At 69.8% G+C, this 24,325-nt stretch carries 19 protein-coding genes and 2 tRNA genes; 12 read left to right on the top strand and 9 right to left on the bottom strand.

What is annotated here, in order from left to right:
• Positions 1-234 precede the first annotated feature (234 nt).
• The 6 genes from tolB (at position 235) to AC3WOE_RS25145 (ending at position 4,019) form a co-directional block, all read left to right on the top strand.
• On the top strand, positions 235-1,512 hold the full coding sequence (gene tolB / locus AC3WOE_RS25170) for a Tol-Pal system beta propeller repeat protein TolB (protein ID WP_492694314.1): 1,278 nt from the start codon (positions 235-237) through the stop codon (positions 1,510-1,512).
• Positions 1,513-1,614: 102 nt separating this feature from the next.
• Positions 1,615-2,151 (top strand): peptidoglycan-associated lipoprotein Pal, encoded by a 537-nt coding sequence (pal, locus tag AC3WOE_RS25165; RefSeq protein ID WP_492694312.1) that lies wholly within the window; start codon positions 1,615-1,617, stop codon positions 2,149-2,151.
• 5 nt (positions 2,152-2,156) lie between these two features.
• Entirely contained in the window at positions 2,157-2,936 is a 780-nt protein-coding gene (gene ybgF, locus AC3WOE_RS25160; protein ID WP_492694310.1) for a tol-pal system protein YbgF, read from the top strand.
• Positions 2,936-3,724, top strand: coding sequence for a tRNA threonylcarbamoyladenosine dehydratase (locus AC3WOE_RS25155; protein ID WP_492694308.1), 789 nt, complete (start codon positions 2,936-2,938; stop codon positions 3,722-3,724). Before ybgF ends, AC3WOE_RS25155 begins: the two co-directional genes overlap by 1 nt.
• Before the next feature lie 69 nt (positions 3,725-3,793).
• A tRNA-Lys gene (locus AC3WOE_RS25150) sits at positions 3,794-3,869 on the top strand.
• Between the two features lie 74 nt (positions 3,870-3,943).
• A tRNA-Lys gene (locus tag AC3WOE_RS25145) sits at positions 3,944-4,019 on the top strand.
• A 68-nt stretch (positions 4,020-4,087) separates the two neighbouring features.
• On the opposite strand, the gene AC3WOE_RS25140 is transcribed toward AC3WOE_RS25145, so the two are convergent.
• Positions 4,088-4,876 (bottom strand): glycoside hydrolase family 19 protein, encoded by a 789-nt coding sequence (locus AC3WOE_RS25140; protein ID WP_492694306.1) that lies wholly within the window; start codon positions 4,874-4,876, stop codon positions 4,088-4,090.
• A 93-nt stretch (positions 4,877-4,969) separates the two neighbouring features.
• Positions 4,970-5,914 (bottom strand): LysR family transcriptional regulator, encoded by a 945-nt coding sequence (locus AC3WOE_RS25135; RefSeq protein WP_492694304.1) that lies wholly within the window; start codon positions 5,912-5,914, stop codon positions 4,970-4,972.
• 116 nt (positions 5,915-6,030) lie between these two features.
• On the opposite strand from AC3WOE_RS25135, the gene AC3WOE_RS25130 reads away from it, so the two are divergent.
• Positions 6,031-7,047 carry an MBL fold metallo-hydrolase gene (locus AC3WOE_RS25130; RefSeq protein WP_492694302.1) on the top strand — a complete coding sequence of 339 codons (1,017 nt, stop codon included), beginning with the start codon at positions 6,031-6,033 and terminating at the stop codon, positions 7,045-7,047.
• Positions 7,048-7,056: 9 nt separating this feature from the next.
• Here the strand turns inward: AC3WOE_RS25130 and AC3WOE_RS25125 are convergent, their stop codons facing one another.
• Together AC3WOE_RS25125 and AC3WOE_RS25120 are read right to left on the bottom strand one after the other, a co-directional pair.
• Complete coding sequence (locus AC3WOE_RS25125) at positions 7,057-7,836, bottom strand: hypothetical protein (RefSeq protein WP_492694300.1); 780 nt, start codon at positions 7,834-7,836, stop codon at positions 7,057-7,059.
• A gap of 38 nt (positions 7,837-7,874) precedes the next feature.
• A complete protein-coding gene (locus AC3WOE_RS25120) occupies positions 7,875-9,392 on the bottom strand; it encodes an ABC transporter permease/substrate-binding protein (protein WP_492694298.1) in 1,518 nt (505 codons plus the stop codon).
• A 129-nt stretch (positions 9,393-9,521) separates the two neighbouring features.
• Between AC3WOE_RS25120 and AC3WOE_RS25115 the strand changes: the two genes are divergently transcribed.
• On the top strand, positions 9,522-9,725 hold the full coding sequence (locus AC3WOE_RS25115) for a hypothetical protein (RefSeq protein ID WP_492694296.1): 204 nt from the start codon (positions 9,522-9,524) through the stop codon (positions 9,723-9,725).
• A 55-nt stretch (positions 9,726-9,780) separates the two neighbouring features.
• Here AC3WOE_RS25115 and AC3WOE_RS25110 read toward each other — a convergent pair whose 3' ends face one another.
• Positions 9,781-18,276, bottom strand: a complete 8,496-nt coding sequence (locus AC3WOE_RS25110) for a GH36-type glycosyl hydrolase domain-containing protein (RefSeq protein ID WP_492694294.1) — start codon at positions 18,274-18,276, stop codon at positions 9,781-9,783.
• Between the two features lie 156 nt (positions 18,277-18,432).
• Here AC3WOE_RS25110 and AC3WOE_RS25105 point away from each other — a divergent pair, with 156 nt between their 5' ends.
• Genes AC3WOE_RS25105 through AC3WOE_RS25095 form a run of 3 tightly spaced genes read left to right on the top strand, consistent with a single transcriptional unit; the run spans position 18,433 to position 20,803 of the window.
• On the top strand, positions 18,433-18,858 hold the full coding sequence (locus AC3WOE_RS25105) for a tripartite tricarboxylate transporter TctB family protein (RefSeq protein ID WP_492694292.1): 426 nt from the start codon (positions 18,433-18,435) through the stop codon (positions 18,856-18,858).
• 12 nt (positions 18,859-18,870) lie between these two features.
• Positions 18,871-20,379 carry a tripartite tricarboxylate transporter permease gene (locus AC3WOE_RS25100; RefSeq protein WP_492694291.1) on the top strand — a complete coding sequence of 503 codons (1,509 nt, stop codon included), beginning with the start codon at positions 18,871-18,873 and terminating at the stop codon, positions 20,377-20,379.
• A 31-nt stretch (positions 20,380-20,410) separates the two neighbouring features.
• Positions 20,411-20,803: a hypothetical protein gene (locus AC3WOE_RS25095; protein ID WP_492694289.1), complete on the top strand. Its 393-nt coding sequence runs from the start codon at positions 20,411-20,413 to the stop codon at positions 20,801-20,803.
• Here AC3WOE_RS25095 and AC3WOE_RS25090 read toward each other — a convergent pair.
• Together AC3WOE_RS25090 and AC3WOE_RS25085 are read right to left on the bottom strand one after the other, a co-directional pair.
• On the bottom strand, positions 20,800-21,138 hold the full coding sequence (locus tag AC3WOE_RS25090) for a thioredoxin family protein (RefSeq protein ID WP_492694287.1): 339 nt from the start codon (positions 21,136-21,138) through the stop codon (positions 20,800-20,802). The two genes, AC3WOE_RS25095 and AC3WOE_RS25090, sit on opposite strands and share 4 nt — an antisense overlap.
• 49 nt (positions 21,139-21,187) lie before the next feature.
• On the bottom strand, positions 21,188-22,156 hold the full coding sequence (locus AC3WOE_RS25085; protein ID WP_492694285.1) for a metallophosphoesterase family protein: 969 nt from the start codon (positions 22,154-22,156) through the stop codon (positions 21,188-21,190).
• A 151-nt stretch (positions 22,157-22,307) separates the two neighbouring features.
• On the opposite strand from AC3WOE_RS25085, the gene AC3WOE_RS25080 reads away from it, so the two are divergent.
• On the top strand, positions 22,308-22,754 hold the full coding sequence (locus AC3WOE_RS25080) for a hypothetical protein (protein ID WP_492694283.1): 447 nt from the start codon (positions 22,308-22,310) through the stop codon (positions 22,752-22,754).
• 13 nt (positions 22,755-22,767) lie between these two features.
• On the opposite strand, the gene AC3WOE_RS25075 is transcribed toward AC3WOE_RS25080, so the two are convergent.
• On the bottom strand, positions 22,768-23,007 hold the full coding sequence (locus AC3WOE_RS25075) for a hypothetical protein (RefSeq protein ID WP_492694281.1): 240 nt from the start codon (positions 23,005-23,007) through the stop codon (positions 22,768-22,770).
• Between the two features lie 340 nt (positions 23,008-23,347).
• Positions 23,348-24,184, bottom strand: a complete 837-nt coding sequence (locus AC3WOE_RS25070; RefSeq protein WP_492694280.1) for a PEP-CTERM sorting domain-containing protein — start codon at positions 24,182-24,184, stop codon at positions 23,348-23,350.
• Positions 24,185-24,325: the final 141 nt, after the last annotated feature.

Below are 24,325 nucleotides of genomic sequence, written 5' to 3'. Positions count from 1 at the left end.
CGCGCAGCCGCCAAGGCGGCCGCTCTTCGGCAGGCACATGCCGCCCACTGGGCGCCATGTGTCCGGCCGCAGCCCCCGCGGGGACGGCGATGCACGTGGCATGGAGCCCCGTGCACATCGCCCGCGGGCCAGCTTGGGAGCGGCCCGGCGCTTTCCCGCGTTGCAAAATCGTGTGAAGGGGACGCGGCCTTGTCCGACGTTACAACTGGCGCGGCTGCGGCAGAATCGCGCGCCATGCTCGCATCCGTTTCTCGTCGCCGCACGCTTGCGGCCCTTGCCGCGCTGGGCGCCGGTCCCGCGCTTGCCCAGGTCCGCATCGACATCGCCGGCTATGGCGGTTCGCGCTACCCGATGGCCATCGTCGACTTCCGCGACGATGCCAAGGCCACGGCCCAGCCCATCGCGGCCATCGTTCGCGCCGACCTGGAGCGCAGCGGCCTGTTCCGCAGCGTCGACGCGCCGCCCGGCCTGAGCGAGACCAGCAGCCCGGCCTGGGCCGACTGGAAGGCCCGCCAGGCCGATGCCCTGGTCGCCGGCTCAGTCACCCGCCTGGCCGACGGGCGGCTCGACATCCGCTTCAAGCTCTGGGACGTGGCCAAGGGGGCCGAGCTGGTCGGCCAGGCCCAGGCCGTGCATCCTGACGATGCACGCCTCGCGGCCCACCGCATCGCCGACACCATCTACGAGAAGCTGCTCGGGGACAAGGGCGTGTTCGCCACGCGCATGGCCTATGTCACCAAGGCCGGCCCGCGCTACAGCCTGGTCGTGGCCGACGCCGACGGCGAGGGCGCCAAGGTCGCCTTGACCAGCCCCGAACCCATCATTTCGCCGGCCTGGGCGCCCAACGGCCGCGAGCTGGCCTACGTGAGCTTCGAGAGCCGCAAGGCGACGGTGCGCATCCAGGACGTGCTGACCGGCGGCCGCCGCGTGCTGGCCGATTTCAAGGGCACCAACAGCGCGCCGGCCTGGTCGCCCGACGGATCGCAGCTGGCGCTCAGCCTGTCGCGCGAAGGCGGCACCCAGCTTTTCGTCATCAACCGTGACGGCTCCGGCCTGCGCCGACTGACGCAGAGCGGCTCCATCGACACCGAGGCCTGCTATTCGCCCGACGGCAGCAAGATCTACTTCGTCAGCGACCGCGGCGGCGGCCCGCAGATCTATCGCATGCCGGCGTCCGGCGGCAGTGCCGAGCGCGTGACCTTCAGCGGCAGCTACAACATCAGCCCGGCCGTCAGTCCCGACGGCAAGACCATGGCTTACATCACGCGTCTGGGCGGCGCCTTCCGCCTGTCGGTGATGGACCTGGCGTCCGGCCAGTCGCAGCAGATCAGCGAGAGCAGCGACGACGAGAGCCCGGCCTTTGCACCCAACGGCAAGCTCATCGTCTACGCCACGCGGGCCGGCGGCAAGGAGGTGCTGATGACGACGACGCTGGACGGCAAGATGAAGACGCCGCTGCTCGTCACCCTGGTCGAGGTGCGCGAACCGACCTGGGGTCCATTTACACGCTAGTAACTTGACAACACGGACCATGTTGGACAATGCAGCGCCCGCGCCGCCGACGGTGCCGTGCCCCCCATCCCCCCGCCCCTGTCTGTTGTGGAGACTATTCGAATGAAACTGACCCGCTATGCGTTCACCCTGATTGCCGTCGCCGTTCTGGCTGGTTGCAGCTCTGCCGTCAAGCTGGACGATCCGGCGCCGGTCGAGACCCGCACGACCACGCCGCCGCCGGTCGCCCAGGAACAGAAGCCGCAGACCGCGCAGACGGCCGTCACCCCCGTGGACCTGTTCACGCAGCTGAGCCAGGAAGTCAACAGCGGCGGCAAGCGCGTCATCTACTTCGACTTCGACAGCGACGTGGTCAAGGAAGAGTACCGTGGCGTCGTCGACCTGCATGCCCGCCGCCTGAAGGCTCGCCCGCAGGCTGCCCTCATGCTGGAAGGCCACACCGACGAGCGCGGCGGCCGTGAATACAACCTGGCCCTGGGCCAGCGCCGTGCCGAAGCGGTCGCCAAGTCGCTGACCCTGCTGGGCGCCGCCGGCAACCAGGTCGAAGCCGTCAGCTTCGGCAAGGAGCGCCCGGCCGTTCAAGGCGGTGGCGAAGAAGCCTGGGCCAAGAACCGTCGCGTCGAGCTCAAGGACAAGTGACAGTGATGCGAGTGCTGCGACTGACGCTCATGGCGCTCGCCATGGGCGCGGCCTTCACGCAGCCGGCTCGCGCCGGTCTGTTCGAGGATGACGAAGCCCGCAAGGCCATCCTCGACCTGCGTGCCCAGATCAAGGCGAACGAGGACGCCGCCAAGAAGCGCGACGAGCAGTTCAACGCGCTGGTCCAGGATCAGCTCCAGCCGCTGCGCCGCAGCATGCTGGACCTGAATGGCCAGATCGACGCCCTGCGCGCCGAGATCGCCAAGCTGCGCGGTGCCAACGAGCAGCTCGCCCGCGACCTGGCCGACACCCAGCGCAAGCTGACCGACCAGTCGCAGTCCGTCGAAGCCCGCTTCAAGCCGCTGGAGCCGCAGAAGGTCAGCCTCGATGGCCGCGAATTCCAGGTCAACCCGGACGAGCGCAACCAGTACGAGGCTGCCATTGGCCTGGTGCGCCGCGGCGATTTCGCCGAGGCCGTGGCCGCGCTGAATGCCTTCCTGAAGCGCTACCCGGCCAGCGGCTACACCGACTCGGTGCGCTTCTGGCTCGGCAATGCCCAGTACGGCAAGCGCGACTACAAGGACGCCATCGCGACCTTCAAGACCTTCATCACCGGCAATGCGGATCACCCGCGCGCCGGTGAGGCCCTGCTGGCCCTGGCCAACTGCCAGATCGAGCTGAAGGACAACAAGGCCGCGCGCCGCAGCCTTGAGGACCTCATCAAGGCCTATCCCGGCACCGAGGCCGCGCAAGCGGGCAAGGAACGCCTCCGCGCCTTGAAGTGATGGCGGATCAGCTGGACGCTGATCTGGAGCGCCGCTTCGGCGGCCTGCGCCGCCTGCACGGCGACGCCGCCTACCAGCGCCTGCGCACCGCGAGATTCGCGGTCGTGGGCCTGGGGGGTGTCGGCTCCTGGGCCGTCGAGGCCCTGGCGCGCAGCGGCGTCGCCGCGCTGACGCTGATCGATCTGGACCAGGTCTCCGAATCCAATATCAACCGCCAGATCCAGGCGCTCGGGTCGACCGTCGGCATGGCCAAGGCCGAGGCGCTGAAGCAGCGCATTGCCGACATCCATCCCGGCTGCGCCGTGCACGTCATCGAGGAGTTCGTCGAGCCCGACAACTGGCCGGCCCTGATCGGCGACGCCGCGTTCGACGGCCTCATCGACTGCTGCGACCAGGTTCGCGCCAAGGCCGTGCTGGCTGCGTGGGCGCGCGAGCAGGGCCTGCCCTTCGTCACCGTGGGTGCTGCCGGCGGCAAGCGCGAGCCGCATCGCGTGCAGCTCGACGACCTCAGCGCCACCACGCACGACCCGTTGCTCGCGTCGCTGCGCCAACGCCTGCGCAAGCAGCATGGCGCGCCGCGCACCGGCAAGATGGACGTGGCCTGCGTCTACTCGCGCGAGCCTGTGCATCTGCCGCAGCAGGGCGAGGGGGATGCCTGCGAGATCGTCAGCGGAGATGGCAGCCTGAACTGCCATGGCTACGGCTCCAGCGTCACCGTCACGGCCACCTTCGGCCTGTGCGCGGCGGCGGAATTGCAGCGCCTGCACTTGGGCCGGGTCAGGTCTTGACGACGATGCATCAAAAAGTCTTGCCGGGATCTTGAAAAGCTGCCTATAATGGCGGGCTCTGCTTGACACGGGACGTTAGCTCAGTCGGTAGAGCAGCGGACTTTTAATCCGTTGGTCGCAGGTTCGAATCCTGCACGTCCCACCAGGTTTTTTAGCGGTGATTCGACAGAATCCACGCTACAATCATTGGCTCAGCAAGGCGTACGCCGGGTTGAATCAGGGCTCTTAGCTCAGTTGGTAGAGCAGCGGACTCTTAATCCGTAGGTCGAGTGTTCGAGTCACTCAGGGCCCACCAAAATTAAGAACGAAACAAGGACTTGGCGAGAGCCAGGTCCTTTTTTCTTGCCCGCTCGACGCCTGGCGTCAAAGGCCCAGCAGCGCCTTCGCTCGCGCCAGGTTTTCGAGGCGGTCATCCAGGCCGTTGTAGCCGCCATTGATGCGCTTGGTGACGGCCCTGGCGTCGTCGGCTTCGGCCAGCGGCCCGATATTGCGGTCCTTCCAGAACCAGCAGGCCACGTCCACGCAGGCGAATGGGTCCAGCGCAAGCTTGGTGGGGTCGCTGACGTAGTCGATGCCGGTGAACTTGCTGTACTGCTGGTAGTTGTTGCGGCCGGTCAGCTGGATGAGGCCGCGGCCCTTGAAGCGCACGCCGTCGCCGGGCTGGCTGTTGCCGAGGTCGGTGCGGCCTTCGTAGGCACTGCCGCTGGCGAGTTCCTCCGCATACAGCAGCGAGCCCGATTCGTGCGCGAGCTGGGCGATGAAATGGGCGATCTGGCGCGGCGTGTCGATGCCATAGCGCGTCATGCCCTTGACCAAGGGGTCGAAGTAGAGGTCGATGCGCTTTTGCATGGCCCGCGGCATGACGATTTCGAGTTTCTCCTTCGTCGGGCCCGGTGGCAGGCCCGCCAGCAGGCGCGCCATCGTGGCGTCCCCCGGCGTCACCAGCCCGTCCGATTCCGACAGGCCCATGGCGCGGGTCTCGAAGGCGCGGATGGCGTCAATGCTGTTGGGGCCGATCTGCCCGTCCACATCCAGCTTCTTTGGAGTCCCGCCGCTCCAGGCCTCGCTGTTCATGTTGAGCAGGATCTGGATGATGCGGACGTCGGCGACGTCATTGCGGGCACCCTGCCCGACGCTCTTGGCAATGCACATGGCAGCGCGCTCCGGTGAGGAAGTAGATACGCTGACCTTATGCGCCCGCCCGCGCGGGCGAATCCCCAATCAGCAGGATGCGCCCGCCACCGATCAGGCGGCCACGGCGCCGTCGGCCTGCAACTGGCGGTCCCACCAGGGCGTGTCGCCGATCTCGGCGCGCAGGTGGTCGATGAAAAGCCTGGCCTTGGTGGCGTGGCTGCGCCCCGGCAGCCGTACCGCGTGGATGCCCGGCATTCCCGGTGATGCGGGCGCCTCGGCCTCTTCCGGGAACAGGGCGACCAGCTCGCCGGAGCGCAAATGGTCGCAGACCACCCAGGTCGCGATGTGCATGATGCCCAGGCCCTGCAGGGCGGCCTGCAGCATGCCGTCCTTGTCGTCGGTCCTGAACGGGCCTCGCACCGGCAACGGCTGGTTGCGGTTCACGCCGGCGTAGCGCCACACGAAGCTGGGCGCCGGCGGCGAGGCCACGGTGATGCAGTCGTGCTGCAGCAGGTCCTCGGGCGTGCGCGGACGGCCCTTGCGAGCCAGATAGGCCGGACTGGCACAGGTCACGAGGCGCACCTGGGCCAGCGTCGTCGCGCGCAGGTCGCTGTCGGGCAGCAGGCCGATGCGGATGGCGACGTCCATGCGCTGCTCGGACAGGTCGACGATCTGGTCCACCAGGTGCAGGTCGACCTCGATGTCGGGATAGCGGCGCAGGAAGCTGGCCAGGGCGCCGACGACGTGGCGGCGGCCGAAGACGGTCGGCGCCGTCACCGTCAGCAGGCCGCGCGGCTCGGCGTCGCCGGCATGGATGGCCTCCTTGGCGCCGGCCAGTTCGCCGAGGATGAGGCGTGCCCGCGGCAGGAACTGCTCGCCGGCGTCGGTCAGGGTCAGTCGGCGCGGGCTGCGGTGGAACAGCCGGGACCCCAGCTCGGTCTCCAGCGCATCGATCTTGCGCGTCACCGAGGACACGGCCACGTCCTGGCGGCGCGCGACCTCGGAAAAGCTGCCCGCCGCGGCGACGGCGAGGAAGGTCTCGAAGGATTCGATCATGGAGTTTTGCGTGATTCGCAAGTGTTGTTTGCGTTTGACGAGATTGTTCCGGGAAACGCAAAGCAAAACAATGCGACCCGTTCGCGAGCCAACCCTCTTACCGACGAAAGCCGATCATGAAATCCTCCTCCCCGCTGTTTCCGACGCCATCGCGCCGCCGCCAGGTGGCCCTGGGGCGCCTGGCCATCGCGGCCGCCCTGGCCCTCAGCGGCCTGGCAGCCGCCACGCTGCCCGCTCCCGCCCAGGCAGCGGCGCCCCAGCTCAAGACCCAGGCGCCCGGCTGGTATCGCCTGATGGTGGGCAGCTTCGAGGTCACGTCGCTGAGCGACGGCACCGTCGGCCTGCCCGTCGACCAGATCCTGCACGCGCCCGCCGGCCGTGTCGTCGAGGACCTGAAGCAGCATTTCCAGCAGACGCCGCTGGAGACCTCAGTCAATGCCTGGCTGATCAACACCGGCAGCCGCCTGGTCCTCGTCGACGCCGGCGCCGGCTCGCTGTTCGGCCCGACCTTGGGCAAGCTCGCCACACAGATCCGCGCGGCCGGTTACCAGCCGGAGCAGGTCGACGACATCCTGATCACCCACATGCACCCCGACCATGTCGGCGGCCTCGCGGCCGACGGCCAGCGTGTCTTCCCCAACGCCACCGTGCATGCCGACAAGGCGGATGCCGACCACTGGCTGTCCCCCGCCAAGGCCGAGGCCGCCCCCAAGGAAATGAAGGGCTTCTTCCAGGGCGCCACGGCTTCGCTGACGCCCTATGTGCAGGCGGGCCGCTTCACGCCCTTCGAGCGTGACGGCGAGATCGTGCCGGGCATCCGCGTCCAGCAGGCCCACGGCCACACGGCCGGCCATGCGGTCTATGTCGTCGAGAGCCAGGGCCAGCGCCTGGTGCTGATCGGTGACCTCATCCACGTCGCCTCGGTACAGCTGGCCTCGCCCGAGGTCACCATCGCCTTCGACACCGATGAACCACAGGCCGCCAAGACCCGCGCCCGCGTCTTCGCCGACCTGGCCCGGGACGGCAGCCTCGTGGCCGTCTCCCACTTCAGCTTCCCCGGCGTCGGCCGCCTGCGCCAGAGCGGCAAGGGCTGGCAGTGGCTGCCGGTGGACTACAGCAGCCAGCTGCGCTGAACCCGGTCCTCAGGGTGTCAGCGGCCGGATGCTGGCACCCAGGCTGCCGGGTGGATGCAGTTCATTGAAAAGCTGCCAGACGCGGCCGCTGCGCGCCGCCTGGCCGAAGGCCTGGCGCAGCGTGCGGCGGTCGGCCTCTCCGAGACTGTGGCGCGACAGATAGAGCCCGCTGACGCTCCAACCCAGTTCGTCCAGGGGCTCGACGCGCAGGCGCTTGAGCAGCGGATTCAGGTCGGCCTCGACGACCAGGGTGCCGACGAGGATGGACGCCGTCATCACGGTGGCCTGGGCCAGGCCCTGGCGCAAGGCACGGGCGACGCCGGCCGCGTCGGGTTCTTCCAGCAGACGCTGGCGCTGGCGCAGCGTCGCGATGGCATTGTCATAGGCGGCGCCGAAGGAGAAGCCGCGCACGACGACGAGCTTGTAGTCCGGCTGGGCCAGCAACTCGGCCAGGGAGCGCGGCACGGGCATCTCGGCGTCCAGCGTCAACAGGCTGGCGCGCACCTGGATCAGCGGCACGAATTCGCCGGCCCCGTCCCGCGAGGGCGAGGCCGAGGCGGGGATCAGGATGTCGGCCTGGCCGGCATCGAACATCGTCTGCAGGCGCGCCCGCGGCACCCGGTGCATGTTGAACTGGCACTGCGTGCTCGCGGTCACCTCGCGCAGCAGCGTCGGGTAGATGCCCTGGGGCCGGGCCTCCTCGAAGCTCACGCTCAGCCCGATGGGGGCCATGGGCACATGGATGGAGCGCGAGCAGCGGGCCTCGGCGGCCGCCGTCATCGCCAGCATGCAAACGGCCGTCCAGCAGCCCCGTCGTGCCCCAACGTTCATGCCCCGTGATCCCGAGATTCTTTCGGCCCATTGTGCGCGACTTGCCGTTCCAGCGCGTCGAACAGCAGTTGCACGGCGATGGCGAGAGCCGCTGCGGGCAGGGCGCCGGCCAGCATCAGCGTGCTGTCGTTGACGGCCAGGCCGGCGACGATGCGCTCGCCCAGGCCGCCCGCCCCCACGAAGGCCGCCACCGTGGCCGTGCCGACATTGGTGACGGCCGCGGTCTTCACGCCGGCCATCAGCGTCGGCAGGGCCAGCGGCAACTCGACGGCGCGCAGGGTCTGCCCGTGTGTCAGGCCCAGGGCCATGGCCGATTCGGTCAGCCCCCTGGACACGGCCTGCAGGCCCGCGTGCGTGTTGCGCACGATGGGCAGCAGCGCGTAGACGAACAGGGCCAGCAGGGCCGGCAGGAAGCCGATGCGGCCGACCAGGGCGATCAGAAAGGCCAGCAGGGCGAGCGAGGGCAGGGTCTGCAGCAGGCCGGCCGTCGCCATGACGGGTGCGGCCAGACGCGGCAGGCGATGAGCGGCGACGCCCAGTGGCACGGCCACGACGACGGCCAGGGCCAGGGAGGCCAGCACCAGGGCCAGATGCTGGACGAGCAGCTTCATCAGGTCGGGCGCCAGCAGCCGCGCCGTCAGGCCCTGGTGTGCCGCCCCCTGGGGCGCCGCTTGCAGAAAACTTCTCGCAACGTCGGCAAAGGGCCGGCCGTCCAGCTCGGCCGCCGCATTCAGGCGGGTCATCTCGGCTTCCGGCAGCCGACCGGCCAGGCCTTGCAGCGGCTTTTCGTCCACCTTGGCGCGCATCAGCAGCACCGCGTCATAGCGCGGAAAGAAGCCGCGGTCGTCGCGCAGCACGCGCACCGGCTGGCGGGCCAGCTGGGCGTCGGTCGTGTAGACGTCGATCAGGTCGACCTGGCCGTTGCTCAGCGCCTGGTAGGCCAGGCCATGGTCCAGGCCGGCGCCGGGTTGCAGCTTCAGGCCATAGGCACGTTGCAGGGCCGGCCAGCCATCGGCGCGGGCCAGGAATTCATGCGACAGGCCCGGCTTCAGCGTCGACGCCTTGGTGGCCAGATCCGAGATCGTCGCAATGCCCAGCCGCGCCGCATCGGCTTCGCGCAGGGCCAGCGCATAGCTGTTGTTGAAGCCCAGCGGCACCCCGGCCTTCAGCCCCAGCGGCTGCAGCCAGGTGTTGATCTGCGCCAGCGGCGCCTGCGCATCGCCGGCGGATTCGCGCTTGAGCAGCTCCCTCACGATGGTGCCGGTGTATTCGGGGTAGACGTCGATCTGGCCCTGCTGCAGGGCCGCGGCCAGGATGGCCGTGTTGCCCAGGCCCTGACGATGCTCGGCGGCCAGGCCCTGCTGGACCAGGGTCTGCGTGACGATCTCGCCGAGCAGATAGCTCTCGGTGAAGCGCTTGGAGCCCACCTGCAAGGCGGGAGCGTCGTTTGCCGCACTGACGGTCCACATCGTCAGCAGCGTCAGCAGCAGTAAGACTTGCCGGCGAATGTTCATGCCCTCATGGTGCCTGATGGCATGTCTGACATGTCGGATCCGCCCTACAGACGGTTCCCCTCGTGTCCGAATGCAACGGCGCTGCGTCCTGCCTAGAGTTGAAGACATTGTTTCCAGAGGAGGTCATCCATGCCCCGCGTCACCGATCATCTGCTGCGCCAACACCTGGACAGCCTCGGCGTTCATCTGCGCCAGTGCCGCACCCTGTCCGACCGCCGCCTGCGCATGCTGAGCTCGCTGGAGGCGCTGGACTCCGCCATCGGCGAGCGCGTCTTCACGACCGTCGTGCTGGGCAGTGTCCTCATCGCCGCGGTATTGAGCCTGACGGTCTGATTCACCAGGCCTCATCAAGAAAGCGGCCCCGCGGGGCCGTTTTGCTTTTGGGCCTTCAAGACGCCGTCGCCGCTTCCGGTCGCCGCACCGGCAGCTCGGTCACGGGCACCCACAGCAGCAGGTCGCCTTGGACGTCGCCCAGCGCCAGCGTGCTGCCGGGTGTCAGCGTGCGGTAGCCGGGCGGCGGGGCGGTGCCGGCACCGGTAGGCGCGCGCTGCACCAGCACTTCGATGCGCCGGCCCTGATGCTGCAGCTTCACACGGGCCTGCGGCCAGTGCGGCGGCAGGCAGGGTTGCACGCGCAGCAGGCCGTCGGCCAGCTTCACGCCGCACAGCGATTCGACGGCCGCGCGCAGCAGCCAGCCGGCCGCCCCCGTGTACCAGCTCCAGCCGCCACGGCCGGCATGCGGTGACGCCGTCTCGATGTCCCCCGCCACGGCATAGGGCTCCAGTCCATAGGCGGCGCCGTGCGCGCCGCGATGGGCCGGGCTGATGGCCGTGAAGGCCGCCCAGGCGCGCTCGGCCTGGCCGAGTTTGGCGCTGGCCATCAGGGCCCAGGTGGCGCCGTGGTTGTACTGGCCACCGTTCTCGCGCACGCCACCGGGATAGGCCTGGATATAGCCGGCCGGCGGCTGGTGGTCCTTCAGCGGCGGCCACAGCAGGCGCAGCAGATGCGCGTCACGGTCGTGCAGTTCGCGCCAGGCGCTGTCCAGGGCCACGCGGGCACGGTCTGCGGCGGTCGCACCGGTCAGCACCGCCCAGGCCTGCACGATGAGGTCGATGCGGCATTCGCTGTCGCTGTGGGTGCCGAGGATGCTGCCGTCGTCGAACCAGCCGCGGCGGTACCAGCGGCCGTCCCAGGCCTCTGCATCCAGCGCCTTGGCCAGCTTCTCGCGCGCCTGGCGCCAGCGCGCGGCACGCGCCTGCTCGCCTCGGGCGATGGCGAGCGGGTGCAGGGCGTCGATGACGGCGCACAGGAAGAAGCCCATCCACACCGATTCACCCTTGCCTTCGGCGCCGACGCGGTTCATGCCGTCATTCCAGTCGCCGGTGCCGAACAGCGGCAGGCCATGCGCACCCACCGGCAGGCTGATGTCGATGGCGCGCGCCGCATGCTCGTAGATGCTGGCGCGCTCGTCGCTGATGGCCGGCACCTCGTAGACGTCCTCGGCGCCCTCGGGCACGGGGCGGCCCTGCAGGAAGGGCAGCATCTCGTCGGCCAGCGAGGTGTCGGCCGTGCGTTCGACATACAGGGCCAGCGCCAGCGCCAGCCACAGCCGGTCATCGGCGAAATGCGTGCGCACGCCGGCGCCGGCCGGCTCGTGCCACCAATGCTGCACGTCGCCCGGCGGGAACTGGCGCGCGGCGTGCTTGCGGATCTGCGCCGCCAGGCGCTCGGGCGCGTGCTGCACCAGGGCCATGGCGTCCTGCAGCTGGTCGCGGAAGCCAAAGGCGCCACCGGCCTGGTAGAAGCCGGCGCGCGCCCAGATGCGGCAGCCCAGCACCTGGGCCGGCAGCCAGTGGTTGACGAGGGCATCGAAGGCCGGGTCGGGCGTGTCCACCTGCACGGCAGCGCTCAGGGCGCGCCAGACCTCGCGCTGCGCGGCCAGGCGGCGCAGCGGGTCGACCTGCCAGGCCGCCGCAGCCTGCTCGCGCGCCGCGGGCAGGCTCGTGGCATGACCCAGCAGCACGGTGCCATGCCAGGCATGGCCGGCCTCCAGGCGGATGGGCACGGCCAGCAGGGCGGCGGGGTCAGTGGCCGGGCCGGCCTGGCCATCGAGCGCATGCGGCATGACGAGGCGGCCCTCGTCGTCGAACAGCAGGCGGCGGTCGCCGCTGGCCTCGATGGCGGCCATCCACGGGCGCGGCCGGTTCAGGTCGGGTGTGAAGCCGGCGTCGGTCGGCCAGGGCCACAGTGCCTGGTCGGCGGACAGACTGTCGATCTGGTCGGGCGTGGCATCGCCTTCGCGCGTCGGGCGCAGGGCCATCCACGCGGTGTGGCCGCCGAAGCCGTTGAGGCCGTCGGCCTGGGTGGCCAGGGCCAGCAGCGGTCCGTCGCCCTGCGGCGCCTCCAGCCGCGTGACGACGCTGCGGCGTGCGCCACTGTCCATGCCGAGCTGCCATTGCGCCGCGGCCAGCAGGCGCATGGGGCGCGGCGGCTTGCCCGGCGCGGCATGCAGCTCCACCTGGCATTGCTTGACGGCCGTCCTCTCGTCCACGGTCCAGCGCAGGCGCACCACCATGCCGGGTAGTTGGAAGGCCATGGCCGTTGCGCCGGGCAGGTGGGCGATGCTCTGGCGCGCCGCGGCGCGGCCCAGCAGCCAGACCTTGCCGCTGGACAGGCAGTGCAGCATCAGCCATTCGCCGGGCGAGTCCAGCAAGGCGTCGTTGGACCAGGGCGTGATCTGGTGCAGGCGACTGTTGCCGGCCCAGGCCGTGCCGGCGCCGCGCTCCGACACCTGGCAGCCGAAGTGCTCGTTGGCGATGACGTTGATCCAGGGGCGCGGCGGGTGGGTGCGTTCGGCCAGCTCGAAGCGGCAGGCGCCGCTGTCGGGTTCGAAGGCGCTGTCCGGTGCTTGCGCGCCCGGCTGTGCGGCCACGCTGGACACCAGCGTCGCGCCCGCGCCGCGGCGGGCCTTGGCCGCCTGTTCGTGGTTGATGCCCAGGCGCTCGAGTTGCTGGGCCAGCGGCCGGCCGTCGGCAAACCAGCGCACACGCGCCAGCAGGTTGAGCGCAAAGCGCGTGTCCGGCCCGACGGCCTCATCCGACAGCACATGGACCTTGCAACGGCCGTGAGCCTGCTGCTCGGCCAGCGAGCGCAGCGCGCGCGACACCGGCGCGAGATAAGACGGCGGTTCGGCATCCAGCACGACGACGTCCACCGGCAGCGGGCTGCCCTGGGCCTGCAGCAGCGCACACAGCTCGCGCACCATGACGACGCCGGTGGCGTCGGCGACGCGGATCAGCACGATGGGATCGTCGCCGGAGATGCCGTGGCGCCACAGCGCGTCGCGCTCGTAGCCGGTCTCGGGAAGGGGCAGGTTCTCGCGCGCGGCCTGCGAGGTCAGCAGGGTCTGCAGCGTCAGGCCGGCCCGCCAGGCGCCCGGCGCCAGGCTGGCGCCCTGGGTGCGCACGCCGGCCATGGTGTGGGCCAGGGTCAGTGCCCGCTCGACCAAAGCCGGCTGGCGCAGCTTGTCCAGCAGATGGGCGAGGGTTTGGGATTCGCGCGCAGCGGCGGTGGCCAGCGTCAGCGTCACGCGGGCGCCGGGCGGCAGCGTCAGCACCAGGTGCAGCAGCGAGATGGGATCGTTGCCGGTGTCCAGCGCGCCGGCTTCGGTGTTGAGCCCGGCCACGTCGGTGCCCAGCAGGGCCTGCACGCCGGCATGCGCGATGACGCCGCCGGGCTGGCCCTGGGTGCCACCGCGGGCCAGCCAGTGGGCCCGGTCGGCACCGGCGCGAACCTGGTCCAGCCGTGCGCCGCCGTCGAGCTCGACGCCCACCAGCGCATGCACTGCGTGCAGGGCCGCCTCGTTGGGGCTGCGCGGCAGCCGCTGCCAGTGCAGGGCCTGTTGATCGGGTGCCCAGCGTGCCTGCAGGAAGAGCTTGCCGAAGGCCGGGTGTGCGAGGTCGGCCTTGGCCGGCGCCAGCACGGGCTCGAAGCTGGACGCCAGGGCCAGGCGGCGCGGCCGATGGGCGAGGTTGCGCAGCGTGATGCGGCGCAGCTCGACGTCGTCCTCTACGGCCACCCAGGCTTCGGTGTGGGCATGCAGTTCCTCCCCCTCGGCGGTGAACTGGGCGCTGGCCGGGTGCAGGCGGCAGCCGTAGCGCCACTGCGGGCCGGGCGTGGGCCGCAGCGTCAGCGACCGCCAAGGGCTCTGCTCGGGCGTGCCGTCCCAGTGCAGGTCGAGGTCGCGCAGATGCAGATGGTGGCCGAGCAGGTCCTGGGCCAGGTCGTCGCGCCAGCGGCTCACCAGCACCTGACTGCCGGGTTCGCCCCAGACCAGGGTGCCGCCACCGTGCTCGCGCAGCATGGCGTTGAGCTTGCCGTGGCCCAGCCAGGCGGTGGCGGGCAGGGCACGGCCATGCAACTCGGGCACGACCAGGGAGATGCGGGCCTTGCGCGGCGCGCTGCGGCGGGGCTGGGGTGGCGGCTCGCGCAGCGGCGCGACCTTGTGCGGAGCGCGCTCGTGCAGCAGCCAGCGCACCGCGCACAGGCGCGGCTCGGCGTCGGCCCAGCGCTGCGGCGCGCCGCCGCACAACACCTCGGTCAGCGCGACCAGGGACATGCCGTGGTGGTGGGCCATGGTGGTGCCGATGCGCACGAAGCGCCGCGCCGGTTGCGGCGTGTCGCCGCTGGCTTCGGGCTGGCGGCTCAAGGTGTAGTCCAGCGCCTCCATGAAGCCGCCGTCATGGCGCGCGCCCAGGGCCTGCAGCGTGCGCAGGTTGGCGACGGCCGCGCGCGGCATCACCATGGTCGCCATCAGCGTGGCATAGGGCGCGACGACCATCTCGTCGGGCGGCGTGTCGCGCAGGGCCAGGCTGGCCACGCCCTGCGGGCCGTACTGGTAGGTCAGGCTGTTGTCGCGCTTGGCATATGCGCTCTCGGACACGCCCCAGGGCAGGCCGGCGGCACGGCCGGCGCGGATCTGCTCCATGACGGCGGCGCGCGAGGCTTCGGCCAGGGCGCTGCCGCTGGGCTCGTCCAGCACCAGCGAAGGCATCAGCATCTCGAACATCGAACCCGACCAGCTCTTCAGTCCCGTCACGCGACCGCGCGAGAAGAAGGGCCGGCCCAGCGCCCCCCAGTGCGCCGCCGGCAGGTCGCCCTTGGCGATGGCGACGAGGCTGGACAGGCGGGCCTCGGAGGCGAGCAGGTCATAGTGATTCTGGTCCAGCCTCTCGGTGCCCGGCTCGGAGCCGACGGCCGCGACGGCGCCGATGTGCAGCAGGCGGCGCTGGGTGTCGTAGAGCCAGCTGAAGTCATGGGCCAGTGCCATGGCGCGGGCGCGGGCGGCCACGGCGTTCAGGGCCTCGGTGACGGCCGGCGGCGGTGGCATGCCTTCGCCGCCGCGCGCGTAGCCCTCGCAGGCCGCCGCGACGACGAGCAGGTGGGCGCAAAGGTTGCCGCTGTCCACCGCGGAGACATAGGGCGGCTCCAGGACCGCCAGGCGCTGGGTGTCGATCCAGTTGTGGAAGTGGCCGCGGTGGCGGGGCAGCTTGTCCAGGGTGTCCAGCGTGCGGCCGATGCGCTCGGCCAGGCCGACGTCGTGCAGCCAGCCGAACTCGCGGGCGCAGCACGCCGACAGCAGGTAGAGGCCGATATTGGTTGGCGAGGTGCGATGCGCCACCGCGATGTCGGGGTCGAACTGCACGTTGTCGGGCGGCAGGTCGTTGTCGTCCTTGGTGACCCAGCGCTCGAACCAGCGCCAGGTGTCGCGCGCCACGCCGAGCAGGTACTGGCGCTCGTCGTCGTCGATGGCCTCGCGGCGCGGCCGTGCGCGCGGCCGGCTGGCCAGGCCTATCCACAGCGGCGACAGCGCCCAGGCCGCCAGCAGCGGCAGGGCCGCGCTCCAGTCCACGGGGCGGCCGATCAGGGCCGGCGTCATCAAGAGCAGGGCCAGGGCGCCGCTGGCGAAGGTCAGGCGCTTGTGCTGGCGCCACAGCGAGCGCCAGTCGGTGCGTGCGGCTGCCTCGGCGGCGTCGGCCGTCGTCCATTCCAGCAGGTGCTGGTGGCTGAAGCGCTGGCGCCACCAGGCGCGCACGATGGCGTCCAGGCTGAGCCAGCTCGCATGCGGCAGCAGCGCGACATGCCACAGCACGCCGCCGACGGCGCGGCCGATCTCGATGGCCGCCTGGCGGTAGAAGCGCGGCAGCGACAGCTTGTCGCCCGACGGCGCGCAGGCGGCCAGGGCGCCCATCAGCGGGCCGGCGCCGAAGGCCGCGCCCACCACGGCCAGCGCCCAGGCCGGCGTCAGCCCCAGGCCCAGCCACGAGGCCAGCAGCAGCAGCAGCGCGGCCGGCGCGACCAGGGAGCGGCGCAGGTTGTCCAGCATCTTCCAGACATGCACGGCGCGCAGGCCCCAGCGGCGCGGGTGGCCGAGGAAGGGCAGCAGCTGCCAGTCGCCGCGCGTCCAGCGGTGGATGCGCGAGGCGGCCACGTCGGCGTGCATGGGCGCGGGCTCCACCAGCACGACATCGCTGACACCGGCGCAGCGCATCAGCGAGCCTTCCAGCAGGTCGTGGCTGAGCACCTGGCCCTGGGGCAGGCGGTGGGCCAGCACCGCGGCGGCGGCCTGCACGTCGATGAGTCCCTTGCCGGTGGCGCTGCCTTCGTCGAACAGGTCCTGGTAGACCTCGGAGCTGGCGGCGCTGTAGGGGTCCAGCCCCGGCTGGCCGGCGAACAGGCTGTGGAACCAGGTGCCGTGCACCGTGGAGCTGCCGGCGGCCGTGGCCAGCGGCGTGGCCACGCGCGGCTGCAGCATGCCGTGGCCGCGCACGACCGTGACGGCGCCGTTGTCCGAGCGTGCCACGCGTGGCCGGTTCAGCGGATGGGCGGCGATGGCTACCAGCTCGCGCAGGGCCCCGGGCGGCAGGGCGGTGTCGGCGTCCAGCGTGACGATGTGGCGCATGCCCGGTGCCGGCGTGGACAGCTCGCCCAGGTCGATGAAGCGGTCTGGCAGCTGGTCTGCCGGCTGGCCCGCGAGCAGAGCCGCCAGGGCCTCGGTCTTGCCGCGCTTGCGTTCCCAGCCTATCCAGCGCTGCTCGGTGTCGCTCCAGCGCCGTTCGCGGTGCAGCAGCAGGAAGCGCGGCCGGTCCCCGCAGGCCCTGCCATGGCGCTGGTTCAGCGCGGCGATGCCGGCGCGTGCCTCGGCCAGCAGCGCGGAGTCCTGGTGCTGGTGTTCGGCCCTGGCGTCGGTGAAGTCACTCAGCAGCGCGAACTGCGCCTCGCCCTCGAGATTGGCCAGGTGGTGGCGTTCCAGCTGGGCCAGCAGTGTCGCGATGCCCTTGGGCCGCGTCAGCATGCAAGGAATGACGACCAGGCTGCGTGCCGTGGCCGGAATGCCCTGTGGCCAGTTCAGCCGCGGCAGCCGGGCCGGCGGGGCGCATTCGCTGATGAGGCGGTTGGCCAGCGCGACGACGGCCTCGCTGGCCGGCAGCAGCGACAGCAGCACGGCGGCCACGACCATGGGCCAGCCGACGCCGGGTGGCGGGCCCAGCATCAGCAGGGTCAGCTCACCCAGCACCAGCAGGGTCGCCAGGCTGGTCAGGTAGAGGGCGACGCGGTGGCGGCGCAGGCCGGTGGCCAGGCGTTCGCCGGCGGTCGGCTTCAGCTGCAGTTCGGCCAGCAGGCGTTGGCGTCCGGGGCCGGAAAGCCAATGCAGCGGCGCGCGCTCCTCGGCGTCGTCGGCCCACGTCGGGTCGTTGCAGAGCCGCTGCAGCACCTCGGCCACCTCGGCCTCGGCCACGTTGTGGCGCTCGGTCAGCGCCTCGATGGCATGCATGGCCATGTCGCGCGTGGCCTCGTGCTCCTGCCGGTAGATGTCGATGCGGCCCAGGGCGCGCAGCGTCGGGTGCACGGCCTCGAACAGGCCGGCCCAGTTGGCCGCGCCCAGATTGCGCAGGCTGCCGATGGCGTTGCGGATGCTCTGGTGGTCGGCGGCGCTCTCGGCCTGCTCGGCCGCCTGGGCGGCGGCGGGGTCGGGCAGCGCCTCGTTCAGCCAGGCGGCGACGGCGGCCCAGGGCGAATCGTCGGCATCGCGTTGCTCCGGCTGGCCCATGGCGCGGTCGGCCAGGCGCTCGTGCAGGCGCAGGGCGAGGGCGGCGATGGCCGGGTCGCGTGGCCAGCTCGACTGCCATTGCTGCAACTGGTTGCGCACGGCGCCGGCGTCCAGGTGGGGCAGGGCTTCGAACAGGCGCTGGGCCGCGCGGCGGGCCAGATGACGCCAGGCGGCGCGCTCGGCCAGGCGGCGCAGGTTCTCCACCAGCACGACGCGCAAGGTGGAGGGCAGGGCCCAGAGCTCGCGCAGCGTCAGCGCTTCGGCCTCGTGGTGGCCAGCCAGGAAGTGTTGCAGCAGCGTCAGATCCAGCGAGCTGTCGGCATGGGCCACCCAGGCCCAGGCCACGCCGTAGACGCGCGGCAGTCCCTGCAGGGGTTCGTCGGCCAGGCGCGGCAGGCGCTGGAAGTAGCTGCGCGGCAGATCGTGCAGCACCTCGTCGAGCTGCTGCTGCACGATGCGGGCGTTGTCCAGCAGCCAGGCGTGGGCCGGGTCGATGTCGGCCTGCAGGCCTTCCTCGGACAGCACGGCCAAGGCGGCGGCCCAGACCTGCAGGTTGCTGCGCAGGCGCGGCGAGAAGGGGCGGGGCTGCTGGCGGGGCTCGTCCACGCGCTGCGCGGCGGCGAGGCTGCGGCCATGTTCGGCAAAGCGCTCGGCGCCGAACTGCACGGCGCGCACCGGTGGCGCGGCCGCCTCGGGGCCGCTGGCCAGGCGGACAAAGGCCGGCACGGCGCCGGTGAGCGTGACATCGTGCGGCGAGGGCGGGGGGGACGACATGCAAACCAATGTCGGCGCCAACGCCCTAACGGGACAGCGGCATGGAACCCGTGCGGCTGTCGGTGCTCTCCTACAGGTACGCGCGAGCTTGCGTGAGGCTGTCACATCGTGGAAAGCGTGGTGGCCGCCGGCCCGGCAATCCCTAGAGTGGGCGCCATGAATGATCGCAATCTTGCCCGCGGCCTGCTGCTGGCCGTCATCGCGCTGGGCTTCGGCCTGGGCGCGCTGCGCTACCCCATCGGCAACTTCGCCCATGCCGGCGCGGGCCTGTTCCCGTTGCTGGTGAGCGGGCTGCTGCTGCTCGTCGCCATCGCGACCATCGTGCGCTCGCGCTTCGTCAAGCCGGTGCCGCTGGACTTCCATCCCAGGAACATCGCCCTGCTGCTGCTGGCGCTGTGCAGTTTCGCCCTGGTGACCGAGTGGCTGCACACCATGATCGCCGGCATCGTCGTCATGGTCTTCATCGCCGGCTTCGCGGCCTCCAACCCTTCGTGGCGCCGCAACGTCAAGGTGGCGCTGGGCCTGATCGCCATCGCCTTCGCCTTCCAGAAGCTGCTGGGCCTGAGCCTGCCGCTGTACTGAACCGGAGCGAGCATGGACATCCTGCACAACCTCGCCTTCGGCTTCGAGCATGCACTGACGCTGCAGAACCTGATGTTCTGCGCGATCGGCTGCGTCGTCGGCACCCTCGTGGGTCTGCTGCCGGGCCTGGGCCCGCTGGCCACCATCAGCCTGCTGCTGCCGCTGACCTATTCCATCCCGACCGGTGGCGCGCTGATCATGCTGGCCGGCATCTACTACGGCGCCCAGTACGGCGACAGCGTCAGCGCGATCACGATGAAGATCCCGCATGCCAGCTCCATCGTGGCCTGCATCGACGGCTACCAGATGACGCTGAAGGGCAAGACGGGTCTGGCCCTGTTCACGGCCGGCATCTCCAGCTTCATCGGCGGCACCGTGGCCATCGTCGTGCTGGCCAGCCTGGCGCCCAACCTGGGCGAGGTGGCCCTGCTGTTCGGCCCGGCCGACTACTGCTCGCTGATGCTGCTGGGCTTCATCTGCGTGAGCTTCGTGACGACGGGCAGCCTGCTCAACGGCCTGGCCATGTGTCTGGTGGGCGTGCTGCTCGGCCAGATCGGCACCGACGTCAACAGCGGCCTGCAGCGCTACACCTTCGACCTGCCCTTCCTCGCCGAGGGCGTGGGCCTGGTCAGCGTGGCCCTGGGCTGCTTCGGCATCGCCGAGATCACCAAGAACCTCGACGCCCGCGAGGAGCGCTCGCCCTTCAGCGGCAAGATCCACCTGATGCCGACCTGGGAAGAGTTCAAGCGCATCATCCCCAGCGCCCTGCGCGGCAGCGTCATCGGCTCCTTCCTCGGCATCCTGCCCGGCGGCGGCCCGGTCATCGCGCAGTTCGCGGCCTATGCCGTCGACAAGAAGCTCAGCAAGTACAAGGACGAGATCGGCAGCGGCGCCATCGAAGGCGTGGCCGGTCAGGCCGCCGCCGACGAGGCCGCGGCGCGCACCAGCTTCATCCCCTTGATGAGCATCGGCATCCCCGAGAACCCGGTCATGGCGCTGATGATGGCGGCCTTCGTCATCAAGGGCATCCAGCCCGGGCCCAACATGATCTCGGGCCACCCCGACCTGTTCTGGGGCCTGGTGGCCAGCATGTGGGTGGGCAATGTCTTCCTCGTCGTGCTGAACGTGCCGCTGGTGCGCTACTGGCTGTCGGTCTTCAAGATCCCCTATGGCGTGCTGTTCCCGGCCATCCTGTTCTTCTGCTGCGTCGGCACCTTCAGCGTCAACAACAACCTCGACGACATCTTCATCACGGCCGCCTTCGGCCTGCTGGGCTATGTCTTCATGCGCCTGGACCTGGACGCGGCGCCGCTGATGCTGGGCTTCATCCTCGGCCCCATGCTGGAGGAGTACTTCCGCCGCGCCATGCTGCTGAGCCGAGGCAGCTTCATGACCTTCGTGAACCGACCCATCAGCGGCGGGCTGCTGGGGTTGATCGCCGTGTTCGTGCTGTGGCAGTTGGTGGCATTCTTGCGCTCACCGGGCAAGCGGGCCGAACCGGCGGCCGCCAGCGCGCACTGACGCGGGGTCCGCTCAACGAGGGGGAATGCCGATGGAAGCGCTCGAGAAGGAACTCATCGTGGCTGCCGACAGCTCGCGCCGCTATGCGCGCCGCAACTACCTGCTCGGCTATTCGGTCGCCATCGCGACCGTGCTGTCCAGCATCGCGGCCGGCCTCACCGTCAGCATCCCTTGCGTGCCCAAGGCGGTGACGGCCGCGCTGGCGTCCATGCCTGCCGCCATGGTGGCGGCCGGCACCGTGTTCCGCTTCGACCAGAAGTCCGCCTGGTTCTGGCAGAAGGCCAAGCGCATCGAAGCCCTGCTGCGCGCGATCCGCTTTGAGGGCATGGCGGTGCCGGAGGCGAGCCAGCAGTTCTCGCTGCTGGAGGTCGAGATGGAGCGCAACTGGATCGGCTTCGGAGCCGTCAACCGCAAGTCGGACTAGGGGCCTGTCCGCAGACGCTCGGCCAGCACCAGATAGTCTGGATCGACCTTGGCGGCCCGCGGGTCGTCCAGGTGGGCGCGCAGCACGCGCCTGAGCGTCTCCGGCTGGGGCGTCAGCGGGCCGGCAAAGCGCACCTGCTCGTCGTCGGCGATCAGCAGCGTCGGGAAGGTCTCGATGTCCAGGTCACCGATGAGCTCGGCCTCGTCCTCGATGTCGATCCAACGCACGTGCAGGCCGGCTTGCGGCAGCTCGGCGCAGGCGGCTTCGAAGACCTGCTGGTAGGACTCGCAGGTGCGGCACCAGGCGGCGCAGAGGCAGGCGACGTGAAGGGACATGGGGCGGCATGGTGCCATGGCCGGCCCGCGCTTGCCCGTCCCGGGGTTGCTAGCGTCTGTTGATCAGCGTCCAGTCGGCGCGGGAAATGTGGCGCGGTGTCGTCTCGCCGTCGCGGTCGAAGAAGCGGACGCGGATCTCGTCCGGCCCGATCTCGGCGAGGCCGAAATTCTCCAGCTCGGCACCGTACAGGACGGCGTCGCGGACCGCTGCGCCCGAGGACGAGGCTTCGTGCAGCGGCCACCCGCGACCTTCGATGTGCGAGGCGAAGGCATTGCGCCGCAGGCCGCCGCTGAGCATCAGCAGGCGGTGGCGGGCGGCCAGGTCGCCGAGTGCCGTCCATTCCCGCGCGTGGTGCTGCCAGTCGCAACCGGCCGATGCGCTGGCCACCAGATGCAGGCTGCCGGGCGGCGTGGTGGCGATGGCGGTGGCGAGCGTGTCGAGCTGGGCCGGACCGAGCAGGGCACGCTTGTCCTGCGGCACCAGCCAGGTCCCGCTGCGCTGGCTGCGGCCGTCGGTCAGGTGCAGCCAGACGTCCTCCCGCAGCGGCAGGGACTCCTGCAGCGGGCCGGTCTGAGGCTCGGCCGGCGGCGTGATGTCGTCCAGCTGGGCCGGGAAGCTGCCGGGCTCCACCAGGGCTCGCTGGAACAGCTGGAACAGCACGCGGCTGGGTTCGAGCTTGTCGGCATGTTCGGCAGCTTGGACGATGTCGGCGCCGGCCGCGTCACGCCACAGGAAATCGTGGTCGTTCCAGATCGCGAACACGCGACGGCCCGGCTTGCCGGCCATGTGGCGCAGTAGTGCATCGAACTCCGGCACGGCGAGCTGGTCGCGATAGAGCGCGTGGGCGTGGGCGGCGAATTCGCCGGTGGACATGGTGCGGGGCGCTCCGTCGATGTCCAGATGGATGGCATTGCCCAGCAGCAGCAGATGGTCGGGATCCTGGGCCTGGATGCGGCTCCAGACGGGCTGACTCTCGAAGCGCTGCTGCAGCATGCCTGACGTGAATGCGAGCTTCATCCGGCAAGCATAGCGATGGGATGAACTTCGCCTCAATGATCGGTCGGCGGCGTAGGTGTGACTCCCCTGGTGGCGCGGCACGGCTGCCAGCAGACTCGCCCCCACCAGGGCCATCGCAGACCGCGGCCCGCTTTCCAAGGAGAGGTGAGTGATGAAGCAAGCCAGCCAAAGTGAGCGACTTGTGGGCGGCCGTGTGCGAGTCGCTGGTGTCGCGGTCGTCGCTTTCGCGGCCGGGGCCTTCGCGACCGCTCAGTCGAGCTCTGCGGACCGCTGGTGGCGCCCGGAATTGGACGCCACCGTGGCCGCCCCGCAGCATCACAAGGTGCTTCTGGAGAACGACGAGGTCCGCGTACTGGAGGTGACGGTCGTGCCGGGCGAGCGAGAGCCGCTGCATGTGCATCGCTACCCGGCCGTGATGATCATCGACACGTCGCCGCACATGGTGGAACACCTGCAGGATGGCAACACTCGCGATCTCGGCGTGCGCCCGCCTGGAGCGAGATGGTTCCCCGTCGTGCAGGGACACGCGATGGAGAACGTGGGCACCGTGCCCTTGCATGCCATCCGCGTGGAGTTGAAGAAGCCGCAGGGAGGCTGACCCGTCCTCAGGATCATGTCGGGGTCAAGTCGATGCCGAGCATCGAGCCCAGGCCGAAGGTCAGGAACAGCAGGGCGGCGAGCAACAGCATGAAGGCAGCGAGAACCTTTGCGACCGCCCAAAGCACCGCGCGCTGCGACGCAGGCCCTTTCTCAGTTTTCGCTTTGTCGTAGTGCCATTTGATGGCGAGGAACATGCCGATTCCCAGCACGCTCACCTTGAACGCTATGAAGACTGTGGGGACCCACTCCATGATTTCGATGTTCCGAACTATTGCTTGACGCTGCCTGTCGTGCTGTGACCGAGGGCAGCCACGGACTGCCACTGTGCCCGCCGCCGAAAGAAAAGAACAGGTTCAGATTCCTGGAAAGAGCACCGGATCAGATGGGCGCCTGAAGAGGGATTCACCATGAAAGGGCTGCTCGTCGTGGCGCGGTTGCCGTGGCGGCAACCGTGATCCTGAATCGCTCCGCGCGAACTTGGCATCCTCCTCGGCCTCGGATTCGATGGGCTGCACTCCGCGGCAGGGCTTTGAAATGAAAAACGGCCGCATCAGCGGCCGTCTTCAGCAAAGCGATGGTTCCGCCCGTCGATCAGGCGCGGCGACGACGAGTCGACAGATAAAGGCCCATCAGTGCCGCGCCCACCAGGGCAATGGACTCCGGCTCAGGCAGGTTCTGACCCGGCTGCAACGGGTCGCGGACGTACACGTCGATGTGCGAGATGCCACCCGTCAGTGTGTGGGTCACGTCCCACGTCCCCTTGAAGTCGTTGGGCGTGTCCAGCGGCAGCCCGAGCGCGGCGGCGCTGAAGTCGTAGGCAGCGAAGGAATTGCCGCCCTTGATGGAGATCAGCAGGTGGTCGAACAGATTGGTCCCGAACACAGGGCCGACCAGATCCTTGATGTTGTTCGGCAGGGTCAGCGACCAGTTGCCTGCCAGGCTGTTGCTCTTGGGGTCGACAGTCGCCGTAAACCAATCGCCGACGATGTTCTTGCCGCCGATGGTTGCAGCGCTGAAGCCGCTGCCGGGCGCCCAGCTGCCGAGGCGAATCCAGCCCGGATCGACGACGCCGTCGCCATTGAGGTCGTAGGCCGTGAAGTTGTTCGAGAACACGCCGTTGGGGAACAGCACCGGGCCATTGCCGTTCTGCATGCCGCCATTGAACAGGCCGTCTCCCTTCGCGCCCAGGTTGACTTGGGGATCGAACTTGTCGTTGCCCGAGAAGGCGCCCACGCAGTCAAAGGAATTGACCGCCGCATTCACGAGATTGGTCGAGCTGCCGTGCGGCACGACGCTGTTGATCTTGACGTCGGCGGTGCTGCAAGCCGACGGCACCTGCGGGTTGGCAACGGTGAGCCCTGACAGGCTGCTCAGCAGCGCAAATATGGCTGCGCCGATGGAAAGTCGTTGGATAGCATTCTTTTTCATGAGGCCCCCTATGGTTACAGCTGCCCGCTTTAAGCAACTGTCGTTCCACCTGTTTTGGACCCAAATAAATCAACGACTTGCGAAGCTTGACGATTTTTCCATCCCTAGCTTGTAAATAAATTCGACATCAAACTAGGGGGG

The organism is Roseateles sp. FW305-36 (assembly GCF_058787015.1).
This window is presented reverse-complemented; position numbering and strand designations above follow the sequence as displayed.

Coding starts and splice junctions, on each gene's coding strand:
- pal (WP_492694312.1), top strand. CDS start 1,615: ATGAAACTGACCCGCTATGCGTTCACCCTGATTGCCGTCGCCGTTCTG.
- AC3WOE_RS25110 (WP_492694294.1), bottom strand. CDS start 18,276: ATGTCGTCCCCCCCGCCCTCGCCGCACGATGTCACGCTCACCGGCGCC.
- AC3WOE_RS25100 (WP_492694291.1), top strand. CDS start 18,871: ATGGACATCCTGCACAACCTCGCCTTCGGCTTCGAGCATGCACTGACG.
- AC3WOE_RS25115 (WP_492694296.1), top strand. CDS start 9,522: ATGCCCCGCGTCACCGATCATCTGCTGCGCCAACACCTGGACAGCCTC.
- AC3WOE_RS25140 (WP_492694306.1), bottom strand. CDS start 4,876: ATGTGCATTGCCAAGAGCGTCGGGCAGGGTGCCCGCAATGACGTCGCC.
- AC3WOE_RS25090 (WP_492694287.1), bottom strand. CDS start 21,138: ATGTCCCTTCACGTCGCCTGCCTCTGCGCCGCCTGGTGCCGCACCTGC.
- ybgF (WP_492694310.1), top strand. CDS start 2,157: ATGCGAGTGCTGCGACTGACGCTCATGGCGCTCGCCATGGGCGCGGCC.
- AC3WOE_RS25125 (WP_492694300.1), bottom strand. CDS start 7,836: ATGCTGGCGATGACGGCGGCCGCCGAGGCCCGCTGCTCGCGCTCCATC.
- AC3WOE_RS25130 (WP_492694302.1), top strand. CDS start 6,031: ATGAAATCCTCCTCCCCGCTGTTTCCGACGCCATCGCGCCGCCGCCAG.
- AC3WOE_RS25075 (WP_492694281.1), bottom strand. CDS start 23,007: ATGGAGTGGGTCCCCACAGTCTTCATAGCGTTCAAGGTGAGCGTGCTG.
- AC3WOE_RS25095 (WP_492694289.1), top strand. CDS start 20,411: ATGGAAGCGCTCGAGAAGGAACTCATCGTGGCTGCCGACAGCTCGCGC.
- AC3WOE_RS25105 (WP_492694292.1), top strand. CDS start 18,433: ATGAATGATCGCAATCTTGCCCGCGGCCTGCTGCTGGCCGTCATCGCG.
- AC3WOE_RS25070 (WP_492694280.1), bottom strand. CDS start 24,184: ATGAAAAAGAATGCTATCCAACGACTTTCCATCGGCGCAGCCATATTT.
- AC3WOE_RS25120 (WP_492694298.1), bottom strand. CDS start 9,392: ATGAACATTCGCCGGCAAGTCTTACTGCTGCTGACGCTGCTGACGATG.
- AC3WOE_RS25155 (WP_492694308.1), top strand. CDS start 2,936: ATGGCGGATCAGCTGGACGCTGATCTGGAGCGCCGCTTCGGCGGCCTG.
- tolB (WP_492694314.1), top strand. CDS start 235: ATGCTCGCATCCGTTTCTCGTCGCCGCACGCTTGCGGCCCTTGCCGCG.
- AC3WOE_RS25085 (WP_492694285.1), bottom strand. CDS start 22,156: ATGAAGCTCGCATTCACGTCAGGCATGCTGCAGCAGCGCTTCGAGAGT.
- AC3WOE_RS25135 (WP_492694304.1), bottom strand. CDS start 5,914: ATGATCGAATCCTTCGAGACCTTCCTCGCCGTCGCCGCGGCGGGCAGC.
- AC3WOE_RS25080 (WP_492694283.1), top strand. CDS start 22,308: ATGAAGCAAGCCAGCCAAAGTGAGCGACTTGTGGGCGGCCGTGTGCGA.